We start from the raw sequence: 22054 nt of genomic DNA, 5'->3' as shown, positions 1-22054 counted from the left end.
CATATACCTGAATATCTCTTAATTCACTTTCACGCCATGCACGGTCTCCGGTTAAATAGTGCTTTGCTTAAGTCCATTTATATGACAGAAACGTTCGCTTACCTTGCCGGAAGAGCCTCGATGCACAAGACTATAATTCGCAGGAACCAGTTCTCAAAAAGAACCTGGCTGCGGGATGACGCATCACAAAAAGAGAGATCACCGAAGGATAATCCTGGAATTATAATCTGCAGGTAATACCCGTCAGGATGAGACACCGCTCCCGTACTTCATGTCCATACGCCTGTTGATTATTCTCCAGGAAAGGATAAGCTCTACCATCTCCGTTGCAGTAACATAACTCCTGTCAGAATATACAGATACAGGCCCGATACCGGTCTGCATCTCAATGCCCTTTTCAAGGAGACTAACTACCTCATGCCTGAATTCTCCGTCCAGGCTTAAAGCTCCCATTTTTTTCTCGTATTTTTCGATAATGCTGAAATCGAATGAAAAACCCCTTTCAGCCAGGGAATTAATTGCAAACAGATCGAAGTTCAGGTTGATATTCCTGATAGTCCGGTCCTGCTTCTTTTGGTAAAGGACGACCCTGTAGACCCCTCTTTCGTTCATTATATCCGCATAGCGGCTCTTTGAAATCCCGATAACGGCGTCGGCAAATCTTATCTGGGGATGGACGTAATTTTCATAGTCAGCCCTCCTGCTCTCAAGTTCAGCAAGGACTTCCTCTTCCCTGTACCCCCTCAGGTTTACATCCCGTTTTATCTTCCAGTAATATTTTACATCGGTGTCCGGACTTACATATATGGAGAAATCGATAAGTTCACGAAGTTTTTCAGTAAAAAGAGGGTGAAGACCTTCTATGATTATTATCCTCGACGGAGAAAGCCGGACAGGACCTTCGATCTTTCCCGAATCATGATTATACACGGGTTTGTCAATTGATTTTCCTTCTTTCAGAAGGGCTACATGCTCTTCAAGAAGCGAAAAATTGTTGGCCTCAGGAGAAAGCGGGGTTATGCCCGTCCTTTTTCTTTCATCCCGGTCAAGAACATGATAATCGTCAAGCGATATCGTGGTTACCATATTATTCCCGAATATCGATCGGATTGCTCTTGTAAAGGTGGTCTTTCCCGAACCTGAATCTCCAGCAACGCCGATTATGAAAGTGCTCTCGGAAGAGTCGACCGCATGCCTGAAATTTTTTAAATTAGTCTCATGGCTATAATCCATTACTTCTGGTTGTAACTGAAGGATAATATACCATTTACATGATGGCAGGGACGGAAAGCATTGTACACGCTAAAACCTCCCAATAGCCCTTAAAACTGGTATTGTTGCATTAGTTTCCCAATTTCAGGATAATTGTAAACTTGGGAATAATTAAGTTAAACAAATTAGAAAACTGTTCGGATATTTCAATAATCAAATTTATACTCACGCAAAGGATAAAATGAATGATCGATGAGGGATATATACCGGACAATAATCCCATAAAAAAAATCGCCCCCTTCCTGATTGTAGCAACTGCTATAACCTGCATTTTTCTGACAATCTACTGTCTCCTTGCAGGTATCAATAATATTTACTCTCATCTTTATTATATCCCAATCATCCTGACCGCCATATTCTATCCAAAAAAAGGAACTGCATTTGCAATTCTGCTGGGCATCCTTTTTCTGTTCATAACCTTTGTTGTAACCAAGGCCGATCCGGTTTTAATTGCCGAAAATTTCATTCGTATTATCGTATTCGTAGCCCTTGCATATATTGTATCGAAGGTCTCGTTCCATTTGAGAGAAGAGAATCTCAAATACAGAAACCTGATAGACAGTTCAGGTGCCGCATCCGCTATTCTTAATGATAAAGGAAAGATCGTCCATGCAAATTCGGCCTTTGAAAATATTACAGGCAGAGCACTGAAAGAATTAAAACGGATGAACTGGGTCTCGGTATTTGAGGATGAGTGCAGGAGCACAGCACTTATACTCTACAGGAGCTCGATAAAGGGAGAGCACCAGGATAAATCCAACCAGGATCTGATTGTAAGATCGAGACAGGGAAAAGAATACAATGTACTGGCGACTATCAGGCACGTCAGGGAGCTCGGGATTACCCTGATATCTCTCGTGGACGTAACCGAAAAGAAAAATATCGAAAATATGATCGGTGCCCAAAAGGAGAGATATAAAAAATTATTTCAGGAATCAACAGAAGGGATTTTTATACATAATTCAGATGGCAGGATCTTTAATGCAAATCCCGAGGCACTGAGAATTGCAGGAATGGATCTCCGGGAACTAAAAAATACCAACCTTAAATCCATAATCCCGCAGGAATTTCATAATGCCTATAAATATGCGGTCAGGACCGATCTTGAAGAAGGAAAGACCTTCAAAATGGAGCCATGGATAAAGTCGAAGACAGGAGAACGCATCGATCTCGACCTGATCTCCGTCATGGTCGATAAAAAGACAAAGGTTATCCAGAGCATAACCCGGGATATAACGATCAGAAAAAAGAATGAGAAGGCCCTGGGAATTGCGATGAAGAAACTTAACCTGCTTTCTTCTATTACACGACACGATATCCTGAATCATATCATGGTCGCCAAAGCCAACCTCGTATTTGCGATAGAAGATACGAAAGATGAGTCCATTAAGAGTTTCCTTGAAAAATCAGTATTAGCGATGGATACGATACAGCACCAGATCGAATTCAGCAGGGACTACCAGGATATGGGCGGAAATCCTCCCAAATGGCACAAACTGGACGATGTCATCGATTCATGCATAAAATCGCAGAACCTTCCTCCGGAGATTTCCGTTCAGAAAAAAATCCAAAACATAGAGATATTCGCTGATCCCATGTTTGAAAAGGTAATCTGCAACCTCATAGGAAATTCCATAATGCACGGAGGAGAGATCAGCAGGATTTCAATCTCCACGGAGGAGGAGTATGATTCTTACAACCTGATATTCGAGGATGACGGGAAAGGAATTCCGGAGAGAGAGAAACACATCATATTCAAGGCAGGATACGGGAGGAACCACGGTTTCGGCCTCTATCTGGTATCTGAAATCCTCTCGATTACGGGAGCCTCTATAAGGGAGACGGGCATCGAGAATAAAGGAGCAAGGTTTGAGATTATGTTCCCGAAAGAAGATCTCCGTTTTGAAGGGCATGAATCACGCGGATAAAGATCGGTTGATTAAAACCCTGTAATGCCGACATATAATTATGGAAGAAATGCCCGAGTACCAGATCTGTATGAAATGCAGAAAGAGAGGTACTCCATATATGAAAAAATGCTGGAACTGCGGCACGCCATATCCCGGTTTTGAAGAGATCGAAGATGTAGATGTAATCATAAACGAGACAGAGAGCGAATATATTGAAGAAGAGATCGAGACAATAAAACCCTGTGAACTCGAAAATGAAGACTTCTGCAAGAAAATATTTGCATATGGCCTCCTTCTGAACGGCGAGATGGAGCTTTCCTTCTGCGATTGCGATACATGCACCAGTTCTCTTGCAGACCTGCTCGCATTTATTATGGAATGCGACCCTGAAAATGAAGCTGTTAAAGCAGAGATAGAAAAGATAGATCGCAGTAAATTCAGATTTGATGTATCCACATTCGGAATAATCTGAAAAAACAAAATATACAGATGATCATACGGATATTAACATCCGGATGATATCATCGAATCCGTTTTAGAGATTGATTATAAAGATAATCCCATTAATCTTTTTTTAATACCACCGGATCAGGTATGCCTATCATTACCATATGATTCGAATCTCTGCCGGCCACCGCAGAAAATATTTTCAATATTTGTATCAATGTGTAATACAAAATCTACATTATGTAAGGTATATCAGCTATTATGATCAAACTGAAGATTATAACGCTGGCATGTTCAAACGGACATTTGAGAGAAAAAAAAGGAGGAAATCAAACTGATTGAATTCAGGGATCTTGTCAAGACATACAATGGTGTAAATGCTGTTGACGGGCTCTCTTTAACAATAAATGACGGTGAAATATACGGACTTCTGGGACCCAACGGAGCAGGAAAAAGCACCACTATACTCATGCTTTGCGGCCTTATACAACCTGATTCCGGCGAATGCCTGATCAACGGGGTTGAGGTGTCGAAAAATCCGATAGAAGTAAAGAGGAATATCGGATATATGCCTGAGGATGTGGGTTTTTACCAGAACATGAGTGCAGCACAGAATCTTGATTTTTTCGCCAGGCTCTTCGGGATTACTGCAGATGAAAGAGGGGCCAGGATCGACTCTCTTCTTGAACTCGTCGGACTTAGCGGCGTTGAAAAGAAAGTCGGAGGATTCTCAAAAGGGATGAGGCAAAGGCTTGGGATTGCAAAGACCCTCATAAACGACCCGGATGTTATTATTCTCGACGAACCGACTGCAAACCTCGACCCGCAGGGAGTCGCCGACTACCGGAGAATAATCAGACAGATCTCGGAATCTGGAAAAACAGTCCTTGTATCCTCGCACATTCTTTCCGAGGTCAGCAAAGTCTGTACAAAGATCGGCATTATGTGCAGGGGAAAGATTGTACACGAGGGAAGCTGGGATAATTTTACCGACTCCATAAACAGCCTGAAACTGCCGGAGTTAAGAATCAATGTAGAGACGACAACACCGATGGGGGAACTGACGGTCCCCGGCATCATTGAAGCCGATTATTCTTCTGACCGCAAAAAAGTCAAAATAATCTCATCATCTGATATCAGAGCGGAAATTGCCGAAGAATTGTTTTCATTAAAAATTATCCCGAGGGAGATTGCACTGGATTCTACAACCGTAGAGGATGCAATTCTGTCTTTCTATAATTCAGGAGAGGCAATGCCATGAAATCGGAGGGGCTTATCGTCATCTCGGAAAAGGAGTTCATGGATCATTTATCCAGCCGTAAATTCCTCCTTGTTCTCTCGATAATCCTGATTGTTTCGATTATCGGGATGATTACGGGCTCTGCCGAATACAACGAAGAGATAGAGGCATATAATGAGATTCAGGCTGTGGCGACAGGAGATATAGTAGTGTTTTCAGGGTATATGGGATTCAAACCGTCGATAATGACAATTTTCGCAGATGTCGGTGAACTTCTTGCAAGCCTGGGCGCGATTCTCGGAATTGCAATGGGTTTTGATCTGATTACACGTGAAAAGGAGAGCAAATCGCTGAAGATACTCCTTTCGCATCCGATATACCGTGATGAAGTGATTAACGGGAAGGCGATCGGAGGAATTATTGCATTATCGCTTGCGATAATTATAACAGGACTTATTTCACTGGCAATATTGCTCATATTCGGGATAATTCCGACGGATGAAGAGATCTTCCCGATTCTTCTTTTTGGGATTGTTGCATTCCTGATGATCTTCTCATACTTCGCCATTGCTCTTTTCATGTCCACGATCTCCGAAGACAGCGGCAATTCACTGATTTATACCCTGATCGTGTTTATATTCCTGTCAATTCTCCTTCCTGTTTTTGTTGCCGATACTACGATAGATGTTATCGTTGGAGATCCCCCGGAATACCCGGAAGAACTCATTTCCGAACTTCATAGTTTTGCAAGAAGCGGCGGATCGGGATCAGATCGCTCAGCACTGGAGAGCAATGAACGATGGGAACAATACAGAACGGAAATGCAGGATTACTGGAACAAACGACAGTCTTTGTCCGATTTTATTACCCTCCTTTCCCCTACCAGCAACTTTGAATATATAATCAACTCTCTTTCCGGTATCGGAGGGAACATGGCAAGCGTCAGTCATGGTTCTTTCAGTTATGCGGATACGAGCGAGGAGACTGAAGATCCCTTAGGCATACTTGGCGACCTCCTGAAGAATATAATTGCCCTTATTGCCATACCGGCGATTTTCTTCGGCGCTTCATATGTTAAATTTATGAGACTTGACGTGAGGTAAACAAATGAAAATTCTATCTTTTACATCCCTGAAATATATCCTGGCACTTTTTGTGATAGTGATAATGATATTGCCGGCTGCTGTCTCGGCAGACAGTTCGGACGACAGTTCGACGAGCAATGTTGAGATTTCATGTACATATCCCGGAAAGATCATAGAAGCCGGGGAAAATATCACATTCAATCTCGGAATTACCAATAACAAGGGTACTGACCCTAAAAAGATCCGATTGGACACTTTTAAAGGCGAAGAAGACTGGAAATTCCATCTATATGCCGACGGTTATGAGATCGACAGGCTTGCAATGAAGAAAGGCCAGGAAGTTTCCGTTACTCTTGAAATCGAAACTACCGGAGATACGGCGGTTGATACTTATCCTGTAAGAGTGGCGATTGACGATGCAAGTATCTGGCTGTATGTAATTATCGATGAAACGCATAAGGATGAGATGGGGGTTTTAGTGGCAGAGGTCGTTGACGACCAGGGAGAGCCGATCGACGAGGCCCGTATAAATGTCTATAAACACAACACGGACAAGTTTATAACTTCAGTCTATACTACATCAGACGGCCAGATAAGGACCGAAATCGACCAGGGCGATTACGATCTTGTAGTGGAAAGAGAGGGCTACCGGAGCAGGGAAGTGAAGGATGTCTCGATCAATTGCGGGTATACCGAGGATATAGGCACTGTAATGCTCGAGAAAAAAACATACGGCCTTCTGATAGATTTTAAGTCCCCTATAGTTACAACGACATCTGACGATAACCCGACTTTTGAGGCAGTGATTACAAATATCGGCAAAAGCGACGATATAATAAAACTTGGTACTGAAGGGGCACCGGACAAATGGTACTTTAAATTCAAGGAAGACGCCGATTCGTCTGAGAGCATCTCCAGCATATACCTGGATTCAGGAGAACAAAAGACAATATATGTCGAGGCGATTCCTCCGAATTCTGTAGAAACGGGCGAATATTCTTTCAATGCAACATTCGAGTCTTCCGATTACCTGTATGAAGAAGGACTTACCGCAGGAATCTCCGGAACCAGCAATATGGTTGTATTTTCTGAAAAGTACAAATACGAAATTACAAAAGGAGATACCGTAGAGATCCCAGTACAGATCACAAACAACGGCAACGGCGAAGCACTGACCAATGTTCAGACCGAAGTCACAACCCCGGACGGATGGAGTGTTCAGGTATCGCCTGAAGAGATCGCTTCCATAGAAGCGGGAGAGAAAGAAACCGTCGTCCTGACTGTAGTTCCGCCTGCCAATATCGCAGCATCGGAGTATAAGATCTCGCTTAATGTCGTATCCGATGAAGAGGAAAAAAGCGATGATATCAGGATTATAATAAAGGAGAATTCCTACGTTGGAATTCTCGGCATTCTTCTCCTCGTGGCAGTGATAGGAGGGGTCATATACTTCTTCAGGAAGCATGCCAGGAGATAAACCACAAATAATCACTTATTTTTTATTTTAACGAAAATTTTCAGGATTTCTGGATCTATCCAAAAGTCTTTTCACCCGGAAAACCAATAACACGCTTACCAGATAAGGAGTCTGTTAAAATGGAATATTCTAAAAAGATGCTGATCGTTATCGCTCCTGAAAATTTCAGGGACGAAGAGCTTTTTGAACCTCTTGGTATTCTGGAAGAGAACAGAATAGAATACGAGATCATATCCACAGATAAGGGAAGGTTCAGGGGAATGCTCGGGGGATACGCAACTGCAACAGAAACGATCTCCGGTATTCTCCAGTTACTTGAAGGAGGAAAGGGTATGAAGCACTACGGCGGACTCATGATCGTCGGCGGTTCGGGATCAAAAGATTACCTTTGGGGGAACGAAGAGCTATACACGATAGTCCGGTATTTCGACAAAGCAAAAATGCCTATAGGTGCAATATGCCTGTCACCCGTAGTTCTTGCAAGGGCGGGAGTTATTGCCGGAAGACATGCTACCGTATGGCCTGACAAAGAGGCCGTACGCGAGATGGAGAAACATAAAGCCATATATGAGAATAAACCCTTTGTCAGCGACGGTCGTTTTATAACAGCAAACGGTCCGACGGCTGCAACAGAATTCGGAAAACGGATTGCAGAGGCTTTTTTGGGGGAAGTCATATACACTGACTGAGGAGGAAATAAAACCTCAGGTTCTTTCCTTCTTCAGTCATCCCAAATCCATTTTCGTTAAAATCCGGTTCTCACCATTTCATTTAAGGCATTCATCCACTTTTTTTTCAATTATTCCCCTCAGCCCGGGAATCGATCTTACATCATACACTTGATCCAGGTTGTCTACAAGAACCTGACCTCTCTTTTTGATCCCCGATATCGCCATGAAAGCATCTGCCACCGGGACGACATGACTGAAATTATCCATTCCCTTCCTTCCGGCAGTCGAAAGAAGTAATCCCGATGCAGAATGTTTCGTCTTGCTCAGAGCATTCAGCGCATGATAGGCCTGAAAACGATCGAATACCGCTTTCAGGGGTGCAGGAACGGTGTTAGTATAGACCGGGGAACAGATCGCTGCAAATGTGGCGCCTTTAACTGCACCGTAAAGCCCTGCCATATCATCGATAAAAACACAGCGGCCGTAATTATAGCACTGGTAACAGCCGGTACAGGGGAGGATGTACATATAGGACGGATAAAAAACAGCAGGCTTCATTCCCATGGAGAGCAGTTTTTCCATGATCCATGATGCCATAACAGCACAGTTCCCGTCGGGACGGGAGCTTCCCTGAATAATTACGGCATCGTTTCCCGGAGAAGGGACACTTTTATAGACGTGTTTCCGGAGTCTCTCCTGCCTTTTGAGATAGTCTACGAACTTTTCATGTCCAGCGGTTATTCTTTCCGTCCAGTATTCAAAATATTCATAAGCAACTGATTCGGCTTTTATGGGAATGACAGGGGTATACTCATAGGTATTTGTCCTGAACTGGGCGACTATTTTACCGTTTTCAAGAAGAGCAAGTTTATACCTGAACATCCGGGGATAAAGGGACTTCAGATCCTCTTTTTTCAGGACCAGTGAATATGTACCGTCTATACGGTGTTCCCTGATTATCTCGGACGGGAAAGGCACAGGGATTGTTTCACCTTTGATCCGGTTAAAGTTTTGGAGAACTAAAGGGATTTTACCGCACCCGTGGTTAAAAAAAGTTAAAAACGTATTATTTTATAATTTTAAAAAATATGAATCAAATACTTAATATTACATAATATCAAAAAAATGTACAGAGCAATAGAGGAATTGTGGAGAATTTAATGCAATATTTCAGTGACATCTATCCGTTTTCAGCGATTGTGGGGCAGGAACAGATGAAGAAAGCGCTTATTTTAAACGCTATCAACCCGAATATCGGCGGAGTACTCATAAAAGGAGAAAAAGGCACTGCAAAATCCACTGCAGCCCGTGCTCTGGCCCAGCTCCTTCCTGAGAGAGATGTCGTAGACGGCTGTATTTACGGCTGCGATCCATATGATAAAAGAGGGCTCTGCCAGGAATGCCAGGCAAAATATCCCGATTTCAATATAAAGAAAGCAAAAATGCGTGTTGTAGAGTTGCCAATCAGCGCTACCGAGGATAAAGTCGTCGGAAGCCTTGACATCGAACAGGCATTAAAAAAGGGTGAAAAGAAATTCGAACCGGGAATCCTTGCCCAGGCTCACAGGAATATTCTCTATGTCGACGAGGTGAATCTGTTAAACGATCATATCGTCGATGTTCTGCTCGATGCAGCAGCTATGGGTATGAACTTTGTCGAACGTGAAGGTGTCTCATATGTTCATCCTGCATCGTTTATCCTGATAGGTACTATGAATCCCGAAGAGGGAGAACTTCGACCGCAGCTTCTTGACAGATTCGGGCTGTGCGTCGATATCGAAGGAATTCATGACGCCGAGACTCGTGTAAAGGTAATTGAAAGACGCAGGGAATACGAACAGGACCCTGAGGCTTTTGTCCATAAATGGCAGGCAGAGGATGATGAATTGAAATACCGCATCGCTGCTGCCAAGGAACTTGTCTCAGATGTTGTAGTGCCAAAGGACATGCTTCTCATGATTGCACAGATCTGTATCGATATGGCGGTCGACGGACACCGTGCCGATATTACAATGATGAAGACGGCATCGACAATTGCGGCATATAACGGAAGAACGGAAGTCAACGAAGATGACGTAAGAGAGGCTGCAGTCCTGGTCCTTTCGCACAGGATGAGAAGGACTCCTTTCTCAGATCAGCAGATGAACAAAGAAAAGATGGAGCAGTCCATTCAGAAATCCCAGGAAAAAAAAAAAACAATAGAAGAGAAACAGGAAGAACAAAACCAGCAGCCTCATGAAAATCAGAAGCCCGATGCCTCGACGACAACACAGTTTGCAGAGGGTGAATCTTTTAAATTAAATCAAAAACCCCTTTCCGACTATCTTCGTACCGATTCCCTGAAACGGGAAGGCAATGGCAGGAGAAGTGCTACTGAATCGCATGACGGAAGGTATGTGGGGAGCAGAATTCCAAGAAATATGGGGCCAGACATTGCCCTGGATGCGACAATACGTGCAGCCGCTCCATTCCAGCTGGAAAGAGGAGCGGAGGGAAGGGATCTTGCAATAAAGATCGACATCTCCGACATCCGTGAAAAAGTCCGTGAACGAAAGATTGGCAACACGATACTTTTTGTTGTAGATGCAAGCGGGAGTATGGGCGCTCAACAAAGGATGACTGCAGTGAAAGGTGCAATACTCTCTCTCCTTGTAGATGCCTACCAGAAACGTGACAGGGTGGGCCTTGTAGTCTTCCGCGGTAAAACAGCCGAATTGCTTCTTCCCCCCACATCCAGTGTGGAGCTTGCAAGAAAATGCATGCAGGAACTTCCTGTGGGCGGTAAGACTCCGCTCGCCCACGGCCTTTCGAAGGCTTTCGAGGTACTGCAGCGTGAGCTGATGATTAATAAAAACACTATGCCAAGGCTTATCCTGATCTCCGACGGAAAGGCTAACGTCGGGATGACTTCGGACTCCCCGCTGAATGATGCAATCGGAATTGCAAATCATATCCGAGAGAAGGAAATCGCGTCATATGTAATCGATTCCGAACAGAGCTTTATCGCCTTCGGCCTTGCAAAGCAGCTGGCCGGGGAAATGGGCGCCAAGTATCTCAAATTAGAAGATCTACAGGCTGATCAGCTTACAAATGTCGTAAAGGGATTAAATTTATGATTTTAATCGCCGGAGATTCTCAAAAAATTCCTATTTTAAAAGGAGGGATTTTTTTTGACTGAGATTTACGGGATTACAGTCATACCCGAAAATGAAACTGTTCATTCGCTATATAAAACAGGAAGTAACAAAAGAATTCTGCTCATCAGCGGACTGGCGATCCTTGTAGTGATATCTGCGATCGTTGCATTGTGTATGGGCACTGTGAATCTCACAATAACGGACACACTTCTTGCGGTAGGCCATTCGTGTGCAGTTAGCACCCAAGATTTTTTACATAATTATCTCCCTTCAATTGCATCAGTATACGACTCCATTCCGATTACGATTCCCCAGCCTGAAAACAGCCAGGCCGAATTAATAATAGTCGGTTTTCGTCTTCCCAGAATACTGCTTGCCATCGTTACCGGGATGTGCCTTGCAATCGCCGGCGCAGTAATGCAGGGCCTTCTGAGGAACCCGCTTGTAAGTCCGTTCACCCTTGGAATGTCTTCAGCTGCATCCTTTGGAGCGGCCATAGCCATAGTTCTCAATTTAGGGGCGTTTATGTCGGCATACCTGTTCATGGCAAGCGATCTGGCAATCGTTTTAATGGCGTTTTTATTCGGCTGGGCCTCGATATTCCTGGTATACTATTTCGGAAGGTCTGTAATATCAAGTCAGACTACACTGATTCTTGCCGGAGTCGTATTAGGTTACCTTTTTTCCGCTGCGATAATGTTCCTGAAATATATCAGCAATGATGAAAAACTTCGCGAGATTACGCTCTGGCTTATGGGAGGGATGTGGGGTGCGAGCTGGCAGGCGATAATTATTCTTATTCCGATAACAATTGTCTGCTTTTTAATCCTTGAACGGATGGCGTGGGACCTGAATACATTATCTGCGGGAGACGAAGTTGCAAAGAATCTCGGAATAAATGTAGAAAAAATTCGCTTGAAGGGACTTCTAGTTTCGACATTCGCAGCCTCAAGCTGTCTTGCATTTACAGGAATTATAGGATTTATCGGCCTTATGGGCCCTCATATCTGCCGGATGATAATCGGAAACGATCACAGGTACCTGATACCCTGTGCGGCACTGACAGGTGCGGTTATTCTCCTGATCTCTGATACGATTGCAAGGACCATCATGAGCCCTGTTGAACTACCGGTAGGGATTATAATGTATGTAATCGGCGGGATCTTCTTTATGTTCCTGTTGAAAGCCCTGAGAAGAGGTATTTATTAGGTGGTTGTCATGAGCCTGAATGTCCGGATTGACAATGTCTCAAAGAAATACGGTACAAGGACAGTTCTTGATTCCATATCGTTTTCCATGGGCGACGGAGAGATCACCGCCCTCCTGGGACCGAACGGCTCAGGTAAGACTACGATGATAAAGATGCTTGCCAACATCCATGAGCAGAGTGAAGGCACGATTTCGATTAATGACGAAAATATCAGGGACATCGATCCTGTTGATCTTGCAAAACTGGTCGGGTATGTACCGCAGCAGTTCCTTTTTACACCATACTCGACTGTCTTTGAGACCGTTCTTCTAGGAAGGCGCCAGTACATAAAATGGGCCGTCACTGAAGAAGAGCTGAATCGCGTTCAAAATTCTCTGGATGCCCTTGAGATCAGTCATATGGCAGGAAATTACATGGATAAGCTGTCAGGCGGCGAGAGGCAGAAAGTTTTTATTGCCCGGGCACTTGCACAGGAGCCCGAACTTTTCCTGCTTGACGAGCCGACAAGTGCACTGGATATAAAATACCAGATCGAGGTTATGGAAACCATGAGGCGCATTACGAAAGAAAAAAACAAATCCATGATTGTTGCGGTTCATGACCTGAATCTTGCTTATAAATATGCAGATAAAGTGGTGGTTCTCAAAGAAGGGAAAGTGGCTGCCTATGGCAATCCACATGATGTCTTAACTCCCGAATGCATAAAAAGCGTCTACGGGGTGGACTCATTTATAGTCGAAAACGAACATGGCAGATTTATCATGCCTTTCAAGGCGAATTAAAACAATTATCTCTTATATTTTTTCGATCATTCAACATATTGCACCGCATTTATATAAAATATACATTCTATTCGACAAGTGCCATTTCACAATTTTATCAAAAAAGACTTTTGAATATAGGGACAGGTCTATCAGGGAAATAATTAGAACAAAAAAGGATTAAATAGTTCTAATTTCATTTCCCGGCCTCAAATTAAACTGTTATTTTCCTGAATACATGTCTGCATATCACAAGAATTACCGCCGACATCGATAGTAATGTGAGAATCTGCATAGCCGGAAAAATCCCTGCAGTTACATCACGTACCGCGTCGATTGCATAGCTCAATGGGTTTAGATGGGCAATCGTACTGAGCCAGTCGGGCATTACCTCATAAGGCATCAATGCACTTGAAGTAAAAAAAAGCGGCATTGATATCATAGTATTAAATGCATTATATGAATCATGGTCATCCAGATACAACGCAACAGTCGTTGCAAATGAAGATATCAGGACTCCAAAGAGAAAAAGAATAAAATATGCAAGTCCATACTGGACAGGATTTAGTAATGTAGCACCGATAATAAGAGAAATAATAAGAATAATTGTACTTTGGATTAATCCTCTTCCGGTAATGAAAAATATTTTTCCCACGAGTATACTTTCCCTCGGAGTAGGAAGAGCCAGAAATTTATTTAAAAATCCAAGTATTTTGTCAAACATTAAAAGCGCCCCACCGGTCAGACCGGCGGACAACATTGTCATAACCAAAATGCCCGGTGTTATAAAATCAAGATAGTTTCCGGTGAAATCTACAGGGAGTGCAAGACCGACAAATATAAGCCATGCTGCAGGCATAACAAGAGAAGATACTACCGCCACCCTTTTACGTGTCCATTTTATAAAATCTCTCTTGAAATAAGTAAAAATCCCCCTCATTAGCCTCTTCTCCTAAGCATTGTCCTAAACTTAGTATACTCAAAACCCTGAGGTTCATCCTGCTTTCCGGCAGCCTGAAGAAAAACATCGTCAAGAGATGGCTCCCTTAAAGACATGGAGTGGATCTTTATCCCATTATGTAACAGTTCGTCTGCAAGTGCAGGCAAAGCTTCACCCCCTTTTTTAGCTGTAAAAAGATATTCGTTCCCGTTACAACCCACCAGATTCGCACTGGAGATATGGGTTTCAATTGCGTCACCTTCAGTGACTACCGTAATGACATCCTTCATCAGTCCGGACTTTAGATCATCCGGTGAGCCGAGAGCTCTAATTCGTCCTTTACTGATAATTCCAACTCTGTCACAGAATTTATCGGCTTCATCCATATAGTGCGTAGTAACAAAGATTGTCATTCCCTTTTTATTTAGAGAACCAATATGTTCCCATATTTTTTTTCTTGCAGCTACATCCAGCCCAATCGTCGGCTCATCCAGAAAAAGAACCCTGGGTTCATGAACAAGGGCCTGGGCAAGTTCCAGCCGGCGACGCATACCCCCGGAATAGGTTTTTGTAAGGTCATCGGCCCTCTCACTCAGCTCCATTATCCCGATAACTTCATCAGTTCTGTCTCTTGCATTAGGAACGCCATACAGATTCGCGAAGAATAAAACATTTTCACGGCCTGTTAAATTTACGTCAACAGCCATATCCTGAGGTACATAACTTATCGCACTCCTCACTTCTTCCGAATTATGTGTTACATCATGACCACAGATGCTTGCACTTCCCCTGGTAGGACGTAGAAGAGTTGTAAGCATCAATACAGTCGTTGTTTTTCCGGAACCGTTTGGTCCCAGAAGACCAAAGATCTCATTATTTATCGATAAAGTGAGATCATCAACTGCACATAGCTCTCCATAATACTTTGTCAGACCCGTGATTTCAATAGCATTCATCTATAAAGCCTCTGTTCAAGGATTTCTCGGATATTTTAAATGCACTTTTTCGAGAAGGTCCTTCGCTGATTCACCCCATGCAGATACATCATTAGAAGTGATTATATTCAGATTTCCTCCCTGGAAATCTCCATCTCCGACCTGATCCTCCATCCAGGACTCAATTTCCAGATAATTATTTCTGAGATCAGCAAGGACCTGTTCGTCCGCTTCCCATAATCCACGTTCCTTGGCCTCAAGCAGCCTTCTGGCAATCTCCTCCAGTGCAGATGGATTATTATTCTCAAAAAAGTGCCGCATCTCTTCGTTATTTACAAATGTTTCAGCGATATCATCGAAAATCCAGTCATCCACCTCCTGTGTAGAGGCTTCCCACCCATAAACCCTTGTTACACGCTTCATGATAGTTGAAGCACCATTATAGCCGTGTTCTTTCATACCGTCAATCCATTTAGGATTGAGAAGTTTTGTTCTGACAACCCTCCTTACCTCGTCTGCAAGATCACGAATTTCAATATGTTCAGGTTCCCGGGTATCGCCGTAATACGGTTTCACATCACTTTCAGAATAATGACGGGCGGCTGCAGTTATGCCACCGTGTGTTCCGAAATAGCAACAGCATCCAAGAAGATCGTATTCGTCGGACTGTACTTTGTTGAATGTCACGGACACAGTTGACAGGCTGCTTGCAAGTTGCTCCTGTGCCTTTTTACCCGCAAAATCTTTCCCGTATGCATAACCGTTCAATGCTACGAAAATATCCGCAAGATCTTCTTCAGTCTTCCATGCACTTGCAAGGACAGCAAGGTTTACACCACTTGAATATGTACCAGGACGGGATGAAAATATCCTGAGAGTTGAATCACGGAAATCAGTTCCGTTTTCACTCATCGCTCTCATTGAATGCTTTTTTATATAATTTTGTTCTTCGCTTTCATCTAAACCGGCAACAAACTGGACCGCCTCATCCAGAAGTTCATAGCAATTACAGAAATTATCACGCAAAATACCGGATGTTCTTACTGTAATATCAATTCTTGGCCTTCCCAATTGGTCTAATGGAACAACAGAGAATGATTTAACTCTGCCATTCTTCTCCCATACGGGTTCAACACCAATGAGCCAGAGCATTTCGGCAAACATTTCCCCATCGGACGACATAATATCTCCGGCCATCCAGTAGAAAGCAACGTTTTCAGGAATAGAACCTTCTTCACTATTATATTTCGAGATCAGGGCGTCAGCCAGTCGCTGCCCGACAATCCAGGATGATTTTGTCGGAACTTTCTGTGGATCAAGAGAATAGAAATTTCTGCCAGTCGGAAGAACCTCCTCATGACCACGGGTGATCAGTCCGGACGGTCCTGAAGGGATATATTTTCCTTTAAATCCTTCCAGCAAAGATTCAATCTCCTTTGATTGCTCAATCCGCCTATTGATATCTAGAATTCGTTCACGGATCACATTGAGATATTCAGCCTGATCCGGGGTAATTGATCTTGAAAAAATTTCATTATAAGTTAAAGAGGGATCGTGCAGTGTTGCGTCTATGAACTTACATGTGACACTATCAAGATTTTCAAGCAATTTCCCATTAGAAACATCATGAATCTCTGAAAATTTATCCTGATTTTCAAGCAGATATGACAGATCAAGCCCAATGATCTGTGCAATGACACGACGTGGGGAATGATTCCCGGAATCAAAATGTATAATTGAATTGATAAAATCAACCCTCTTATCTCCGACAGGAATTTCTCCGAACACGTGCATTCCCTCCTGAATACGAGTGTTCCGTATCCTGGAAAGGGATTCATGTGCTTTTGCAACAATTTCGGAAAGAGGAGTTTCGTGGGTGATATGCATATCCTTATCAAGATTTGCTTTTTTTATTGAATCAAGTAGCAGATGCTGAAGAGAATGTCCTCTTGCAGGATCCAGTTTAGCAATTTCATATTGACTTAAGAGATCTTCTATGGCCTGAAGTTCCTCGTACAATCCTCCACCTGCCATAACAGTCTGCATATGATCGACAAGTGTTGCATACGAGCGACGTTTTGCAGTTGTTCCCTCGGCAGGGTTGTCGGCATTGTAAATATAAAGATTAGGGAGGGAACCTATCGCAACATCAGGGAAACATTCACCTGACAAACCCAACCCTTTCCCGGGAAGAAATTCAAGGTTACCATGAGTTCCTACATGCACTATCGCGTCTGCTCCGAAAATATGTTCAATCCAATAATAAGTTGCCAGATATTGATGGGTTGGAGGGCATTCCGGGTCATGAAGGATTTTACAGACCGCTCCATCACATCTTGAGCCATAACAACCTCTTTTAGGTTGGACCTGAACTGTAACATTCCCAAATTGAAGACCGGTAATAAGGATCTTTCCATCTAATACCATGCCTAAACCCGGTGGCTCACCCCATAATTCATTTACACGTTTCTGAACGGATTCTGGGAGTGAATTGAAGTAAGGGGTGAACGCATCCATATCCATATACATCAATACGCCTCCTTTTGCTGCAATGTCCTCTTTCGTAGTCCAGCGGAATTCAGACATCGCCTTTTTTCCCATGATCTCTTCAACAAGCTCTTTTCCGGATGCCGGAGGATTTAGCTGATAGCCGGCTTTTTCCATTTTCTGCATAATTCTTGCAACACTTTCCAGCGAGTCGAGATTCGCCGCAGCCCCAACATTAGCATCGGCATTTGCACAGGGATTATTATTAAGAATAAACGTTATTTTTCGTTCCTGAACAGGTTTTTGTGCTAAAGCAATCCACTTTTTTACCCTTATCGCAACCTTTCGACATCTTTCCGGCACAGCCTCACGTTTTTTATCGCCATCATCTGTACTTGCGGTCGAACCTATGTAAATCGGTTCAATAACACCTTCAAACTCAGGCATTGACACCGCCCATCCCGTATCAAGTGTAAGTCCTGTTGATTCCCGCCACTGATCAACTGTTTTATATGGTGAAATCACTGGATGAAAAATGGGGATATTCAACTTTTTAAGAAGGTTTATCCCTAGATCCATAGCAGTTTGTCCTTTAGAACCTTCGGAGCGGGAGGCGCCAAAAAGAAAAGGAATTAATTTTATAATCGCATTAACCTTGGGAGTCCCATTTTTTGTCATGAAATCAATAACGACTTGTGCAATCCCTTTCGAACCAATGGCATCGTCCTTCATCGCATATGTAAATACGGGAACGACATTCAGACCTTGATCTTCGAGGCTTGAAATGAGTGAATCCTCGATAGAACAGTTATTTGAAACCCATGATGTCCTGGAAAATATAATTCCAACCCAGGGGGCTCCTTTTTTTTCTTTTTCAGAATACCATGAAAGATAATCATCGATTGATAAAAAACAAGATTCGGCACCTGGATGATATATTCCTTCCCAAGGCACTTCTATTGGAGATTTGACATCGATTTCTTCGTTAAAAATTGATTTTTGAATATAATATAATAAATTTTTTAGATTTTCTTCACCGTTATAAGAGATATATGCCTGACAAGTTGTAACAATTTCAGGTTTTACCGTAGAATTTCCCCAATACGTCGGATCATGACCCAGACTAATTACAGGAATTTTGTGCCCAATAGTTTTAAGTTCACGATCAAGCCTCTCCCAGAATGGTTCGGTTCTATGATACAGAAGAATTGCATCACTGTTTTTCATCTCAGAAAGCGCTTTTTCTAACATTTCAGGATATTCATCAAGCATGCGATTGGTAAAAAGGACAAGATCGTCACCAGTTAATTCCGCAGCTTTTTTGAGCACCGGTGCATACGTTCCCCACATAACGGCAGTTACTTTCATAGACAAATTCTCCATCAGACTTAAATTCTCACATATCAAAGAAGACCTTCTTTTCGGCTCTTCGAATGAATAAAGAAATATATAATAAAGTCTTCAACTATTCATAAAAAATTTGCGAAATATAACAATTAGTTATAATTTATAAAATTATCAAATTATTTGGTAAAATTAAGTTTTAATATATTTCATAACAGCACTTCTTTATGTGAACAAAAACCCTCCGGCAAAATTCAATTAAAAGTAAAGTAATATATATATATATATATATATATATATATATATCTTAAAATATATATCTGCAATGCATATTTAAATGGTTAATTACAGGTCCGATCTATAGAACAATATCCAATTAAACAAACAAAACTGTTTCAAGATTGATACTATCACCAAAATATTATGTCTGAAAAATAAAGATAGATCTTTATAATTCAACTTTTGAATAAATGTTATTCAAAAAAAATGTATTAATTTTTTGGATAAATAGTTTCAGTATTTTCAAAACCTGAAACAAATTTTTCTCCATATTCCCGGAGGGCGTCCTCCGGATTGATATCACTAAACCTGTCAGGATAGATAATTTTTGCAAGATAAAGAAGACCCACAACCACACGGGGACTAAAAAAAGGATCTCCGTGAATTGCATATACTTGGTTATTTTTTACTGCATTTAGATTCTCAAAGCCTGTTCTGTTTATGACTGAATTATAGGTATCTTCAAGAGAAGATCCACTTTGAAGAGTAGAAGATGTTACAAATTTAAGTATAATATCGGGGTTCTGCTCAACAACCCATTCCGGGCTTACTCTGGTATTAGCTTCCATATCAGCAGCGATATTATTTCCATTAAGTTTCTGGATCAATTCATCAATTCCGCTTCCGGAACCCTGGGGATTGTAATCATTATATTTTTCCGCATATATACGTGAAGAATTTATTTGGCCATCTGCAGGAATTCTTGAAGATACCAACTCCAGATACTTTTCAAGATAAGCAATATATTCTTCCGCTTCACTTTCTTTTCCGGTAACTTTACCCAAAAGTCTTGCTTCTGCAGGGAGACTATCGATCTTATAACAGTCAATGTAAATTATTGTCGTATTTAATTGCAGAATCGCATCCATATTATAGGTTTTTGAAGTCAGCATGATTATTGCGTCGGGTTGTAAATTCAAAATTGCTTCAGGGCTGGGAGTTCTCCAGTTACCTACACTTTGTGCGTTTTTTAACTTACCCTGAAATTCCGGATCCTCTAAAACATTATCAGGAACCCCCACTATATAGTCTTCAGCTCCAAGAGCGAGTAACAACTCCACCGCATCAAAATTCTGGACCACAATTCTCTTCAACTTTGACGGTATTTCAATTGTGTTATTCAAAGAATCCTTAACAACAATACTATCGGAAGAAACCGATTTCATGTTTGTATCCTGAACGACTCCAGTACACCCTATAGAAAAAGGGAACATCACGAGCAATAATACAATACAAAATGAACAAAATTTAACAGACCGGTGAGGAAAACGGATTATATCCATATACCAGTTTCATAGAAGGTCATATTAAATATTACTAATTTAACTTTTCTTAACAATAAATTTTAATACTTATAAGTAAACATCTGATTCCAATTAAAATCAACATTTTTTTCTTTTAATCGCCAAATCACTGAAGTTTACCCGGATTGCAATTACTGATAATAAAAAAATATTATAAGATAATAAAAAGTAATATATTAATAATGAATATTAAAATATTATACAATTCATACAAAGGGAATACTGAATTCATAGCAAAATGTATCGGAAACAAATTAGGAATCGCTCCTTCAAATATCTCTCTTAAGGATATCATTCCCGTCAAGGAATTTGTATCGCTTATTAATGAAAATTCATTAGAGAAAAGAAAAGAGAGATTAATCTTAAATAATGAATTACAGATTGAAAATGATACAGAAATGCTATTCATAGGTACACCCGTATGGGCTCATGTACCTTCTCCTGAAGTTCAGGGATTATTACTTAATTACCTTCCTAATAATGTCCCAATTGCAGTTTTTTATTGTCACGGAGGAAAACCTGAAGGAATCATTGAAGAAATCGAAAAAATGGCACCGGACAATCCCATTATTAGCTCTTGCGACTTCAGGAGCCCGTTAATGTACTATAAAAATGACTCAGCAAAACGTGCAGAAAAGTGGGCTGAAGAAACGATTTCCTTACTATAGAACAATTATTACTTTAGATTTTTTTATCCTTAGATCAAACCTTAAATTCTATGAAGTAACAGGAAATTGCTTTCTTAATATATAACATCATAATAAGCTTATGTTAGACAACTTTCAAAATATTCCATACATACGATATTGGGATATTTGTCCATTAAAGCAAATAATTCAAATATGTGACTGATAAATTTATCATCATAATAGGTTACACATAATTCCAAATCTTTAGACTATTGGATGTGAATCATAATCAAATTGTTAGAATTAGTGAATAGGATCAGTTCAGATAATAAGAATCAACAACTGCATTTTGGAATAATAAATTCAAAAATAAAAAATTTTTATGGTTCAATTATAAGATTACTTTTTGCGATAATCTTGCCTGTTAAGGAATCATAAAGTTCAAGAGTGATAGTCTTCCCGATATTACTCACATTGTCAAAGCAATATTTTCGAGTACTCTCTTTATAATCCCAATACTGTGGCTGAAGGACGGAACCGGACATATTTTCTGCAGTTACAAACGCCGAGTCACCAGGCTGAAAACTAAGAACCTTTTCGTGCCAACTGTCTCCATCTACATTAGATATGTTCTGCCTTTCAATAGTGAATATATGATTATTTGCAGAGTTTGCGATCTGTTCTGAAGATCTAAGCCTTACAGATACGTATTCTGTCGTAAGAACATCTCCTCCATCATTATAGAATACAAGGCCTCCTGCCTGAGAATATTCACCTGAAAGGGCAATTTGGGGGGATTTGGATGTTTCTCCAGTAAGCCCACCGGCAAAGGCGCTCACGACCGCTGCAATGACAATTGTCACAACAAGCATCAGCATTACACCTACAACAGGTGAAACTCCGGAATCAATATCAGATCTCATAAA

At 41.5% G+C, this 22054-nt stretch carries 18 protein-coding genes; 11 read left to right on the top strand and 7 right to left on the bottom strand.

What is annotated here, in order from left to right:
• The first annotated feature begins 81 nt into the window (after nt 1-81).
• Complete coding sequence (locus MPET_RS15270; protein WP_187287578.1) at nt 82-237, top strand: hypothetical protein; 156 nt, start codon at nt 82-84, stop codon at nt 235-237.
• Between the two features lie 6 nt (nt 238-243).
• On the opposite strand, the gene MPET_RS03270 is transcribed toward MPET_RS15270, so the two are convergent.
• Nucleotides 244-1233: a phosphoribulokinase gene (locus tag MPET_RS03270; protein WP_013328598.1), complete on the bottom strand. Its 990-nt coding sequence runs from the start codon at nt 1231-1233 to the stop codon at nt 244-246.
• A 224-nt stretch (nt 1234-1457) separates the two neighbouring features.
• On the opposite strand from MPET_RS03270, the gene MPET_RS14385 reads away from it, so the two are divergent.
• The 6 genes from MPET_RS14385 to MPET_RS03240 all read left to right on the top strand — a co-directional run bounded on the left by MPET_RS14385 (nt 1458) and on the right by MPET_RS03240 (nt 8120).
• Nucleotides 1458-3200, top strand: coding sequence for a PAS domain S-box protein (locus MPET_RS14385; protein ID WP_013328597.1), 1743 nt, complete (start codon nt 1458-1460; stop codon nt 3198-3200).
• Between the two features lie 40 nt (nt 3201-3240).
• Nucleotides 3241-3654, top strand: a complete 414-nt coding sequence (locus MPET_RS03260) for a hypothetical protein (protein ID WP_048130568.1) — start codon at nt 3241-3243, stop codon at nt 3652-3654.
• A gap of 309 nt (nt 3655-3963) precedes the next feature.
• Nucleotides 3964-4890, top strand: coding sequence for an ABC transporter ATP-binding protein (locus MPET_RS03255; protein ID WP_013328595.1), 927 nt, complete (start codon nt 3964-3966; stop codon nt 4888-4890).
• Nucleotides 4887-5972, top strand: coding sequence for an ABC transporter permease (locus tag MPET_RS03250; RefSeq protein WP_013328594.1), 1086 nt, complete (start codon nt 4887-4889; stop codon nt 5970-5972). Before MPET_RS03255 ends, MPET_RS03250 begins: the two co-directional genes overlap by 4 nt.
• A 4-nt stretch (nt 5973-5976) precedes the next feature.
• Complete coding sequence (locus MPET_RS03245) at nt 5977-7431, top strand: NEW3 domain-containing protein (RefSeq protein ID WP_013328593.1); 1455 nt, start codon at nt 5977-5979, stop codon at nt 7429-7431.
• 119 nt (nt 7432-7550) lie between these two features.
• Complete coding sequence (locus MPET_RS03240) at nt 7551-8120, top strand: DJ-1/PfpI family protein (protein WP_013328592.1); 570 nt, start codon at nt 7551-7553, stop codon at nt 8118-8120.
• A gap of 78 nt (nt 8121-8198) precedes the next feature.
• On the opposite strand, the gene MPET_RS03235 is transcribed toward MPET_RS03240, so the two are convergent.
• Nucleotides 8199-9080, bottom strand: coding sequence for a flavodoxin family protein (locus MPET_RS03235; RefSeq protein ID WP_013328591.1), 882 nt, complete (start codon nt 9078-9080; stop codon nt 8199-8201).
• A gap of 182 nt (nt 9081-9262) precedes the next feature.
• Between MPET_RS03235 and MPET_RS03230 the strand changes: the two genes are divergently transcribed.
• Genes MPET_RS03230 through MPET_RS03220 form a run of 3 tightly spaced genes read left to right on the top strand, consistent with a single transcriptional unit; the run spans nt 9263 to nt 13231 of the window.
• The gene (locus tag MPET_RS03230; RefSeq protein ID WP_013328590.1) at nt 9263-11218 is read left to right on the top strand and encodes a putative cobaltochelatase; all 1956 of its coding nucleotides are present in this window, start codon (nt 9263-9265) and stop codon (nt 11216-11218) included.
• Between the two features lie 54 nt (nt 11219-11272).
• Nucleotides 11273-12448 carry a FecCD family ABC transporter permease gene (locus MPET_RS03225; RefSeq protein ID WP_013328589.1) on the top strand — a complete coding sequence of 392 codons (1176 nt, stop codon included), beginning with the start codon at nt 11273-11275 and terminating at the stop codon, nt 12446-12448.
• Nucleotides 12449-12457: 9 nt separating this feature from the next.
• The gene (locus MPET_RS03220; protein ID WP_013328588.1) at nt 12458-13231 is read left to right on the top strand and encodes an ABC transporter ATP-binding protein; all 774 of its coding nucleotides are present in this window, start codon (nt 12458-12460) and stop codon (nt 13229-13231) included.
• Between the two features lie 193 nt (nt 13232-13424).
• Here MPET_RS03220 and MPET_RS03215 read toward each other — a convergent pair whose 3' ends face one another.
• The 4 genes from MPET_RS03215 to MPET_RS03200 all read right to left on the bottom strand — a co-directional run bounded on the left by MPET_RS03215 (nt 13425) and on the right by MPET_RS03200 (nt 20361).
• A complete protein-coding gene (locus MPET_RS03215; RefSeq protein WP_013328587.1) occupies nt 13425-14150 on the bottom strand; it encodes an ABC transporter permease in 726 nt (241 codons plus the stop codon).
• Nucleotides 14150-15106, bottom strand: coding sequence for a daunorubicin resistance protein DrrA family ABC transporter ATP-binding protein (locus MPET_RS03210; protein ID WP_013328586.1), 957 nt, complete (start codon nt 15104-15106; stop codon nt 14150-14152). Before MPET_RS03210 ends, MPET_RS03215 begins: the two co-directional genes overlap by 1 nt.
• 15 nt (nt 15107-15121) lie before the next feature.
• Nucleotides 15122-18940 carry a cobaltochelatase subunit CobN gene (cobN, locus tag MPET_RS03205; protein ID WP_013328585.1) on the bottom strand — a complete coding sequence of 1273 codons (3819 nt, stop codon included), beginning with the start codon at nt 18938-18940 and terminating at the stop codon, nt 15122-15124.
• 467 nt (nt 18941-19407) lie between these two features.
• Nucleotides 19408-20361 (bottom strand): ABC transporter substrate-binding protein, encoded by a 954-nt coding sequence (locus MPET_RS03200; RefSeq protein ID WP_048130564.1) that lies wholly within the window; start codon nt 20359-20361, stop codon nt 19408-19410.
• 320 nt (nt 20362-20681) lie between these two features.
• Between MPET_RS03200 and MPET_RS03195 the strand changes: the two genes are divergently transcribed.
• Nucleotides 20682-21167: a flavodoxin family protein gene (locus MPET_RS03195; RefSeq protein ID WP_013328583.1), complete on the top strand. Its 486-nt coding sequence runs from the start codon at nt 20682-20684 to the stop codon at nt 21165-21167.
• A 341-nt stretch (nt 21168-21508) separates the two neighbouring features.
• Here the strand turns inward: MPET_RS03195 and MPET_RS15265 are convergent, their stop codons facing one another.
• Nucleotides 21509-22051: a type IV pilin gene (locus tag MPET_RS15265; RefSeq protein ID WP_013328582.1), complete on the bottom strand. Its 543-nt coding sequence runs from the start codon at nt 22049-22051 to the stop codon at nt 21509-21511.
• Between the last annotated feature and the right edge of the window lie 3 nt (nt 22052-22054).

Origin of the sequence: Methanolacinia petrolearia DSM 11571 (assembly GCF_000147875.1) — an archaeon.
Lineage (GTDB): Archaea > Halobacteriota > Methanomicrobia > Methanomicrobiales > Methanomicrobiaceae > Methanolacinia > Methanolacinia petrolearia.
This window is presented reverse-complemented; position numbering and strand designations above follow the sequence as displayed.

Excerpts from the sequence above, each read along its gene's own strand:
- MPET_RS03220 (WP_013328588.1), top strand. The coding sequence starts at position 12,458 with ATGAGCCTGAATGTCCGGATTGACAATGTCTCAAAGAAATACGGTACA.
- MPET_RS15270 (WP_187287578.1), top strand. The coding sequence starts at position 82 with ATGACAGAAACGTTCGCTTACCTTGCCGGAAGAGCCTCGATGCACAAG.
- MPET_RS03250 (WP_013328594.1), top strand. The coding sequence starts at position 4,887 with ATGAAATCGGAGGGGCTTATCGTCATCTCGGAAAAGGAGTTCATGGAT.
- MPET_RS03270 (WP_013328598.1), bottom strand. The coding sequence starts at position 1,233 with ATGGATTATAGCCATGAGACTAATTTAAAAAATTTCAGGCATGCGGTC.
- MPET_RS03200 (WP_048130564.1), bottom strand. The coding sequence starts at position 20,361 with ATGAAATCGGTTTCTTCCGATAGTATTGTTGTTAAGGATTCTTTGAAT.
- MPET_RS03260 (WP_048130568.1), top strand. The coding sequence starts at position 3,241 with ATGGAAGAAATGCCCGAGTACCAGATCTGTATGAAATGCAGAAAGAGA.
- MPET_RS03240 (WP_013328592.1), top strand. The coding sequence starts at position 7,551 with ATGGAATATTCTAAAAAGATGCTGATCGTTATCGCTCCTGAAAATTTC.
- MPET_RS15265 (WP_013328582.1), bottom strand. The coding sequence starts at position 22,051 with ATGAGATCTGATATTGATTCCGGAGTTTCACCTGTTGTAGGTGTAATG.
- MPET_RS03230 (WP_013328590.1), top strand. The coding sequence starts at position 9,263 with ATGCAATATTTCAGTGACATCTATCCGTTTTCAGCGATTGTGGGGCAG.
- MPET_RS03245 (WP_013328593.1), top strand. The coding sequence starts at position 5,977 with ATGAAAATTCTATCTTTTACATCCCTGAAATATATCCTGGCACTTTTT.
- MPET_RS03210 (WP_013328586.1), bottom strand. The coding sequence starts at position 15,106 with ATGAATGCTATTGAAATCACGGGTCTGACAAAGTATTATGGAGAGCTA.
- cobN (WP_013328585.1), bottom strand. The coding sequence starts at position 18,940 with ATGAAAGTAACTGCCGTTATGTGGGGAACGTATGCACCGGTGCTCAAA.
- MPET_RS14385 (WP_013328597.1), top strand. The coding sequence starts at position 1,458 with ATGATCGATGAGGGATATATACCGGACAATAATCCCATAAAAAAAATC.
- MPET_RS03215 (WP_013328587.1), bottom strand. The coding sequence starts at position 14,150 with ATGAGGGGGATTTTTACTTATTTCAAGAGAGATTTTATAAAATGGACA.
- MPET_RS03195 (WP_013328583.1), top strand. The coding sequence starts at position 20,682 with ATGAATATTAAAATATTATACAATTCATACAAAGGGAATACTGAATTC.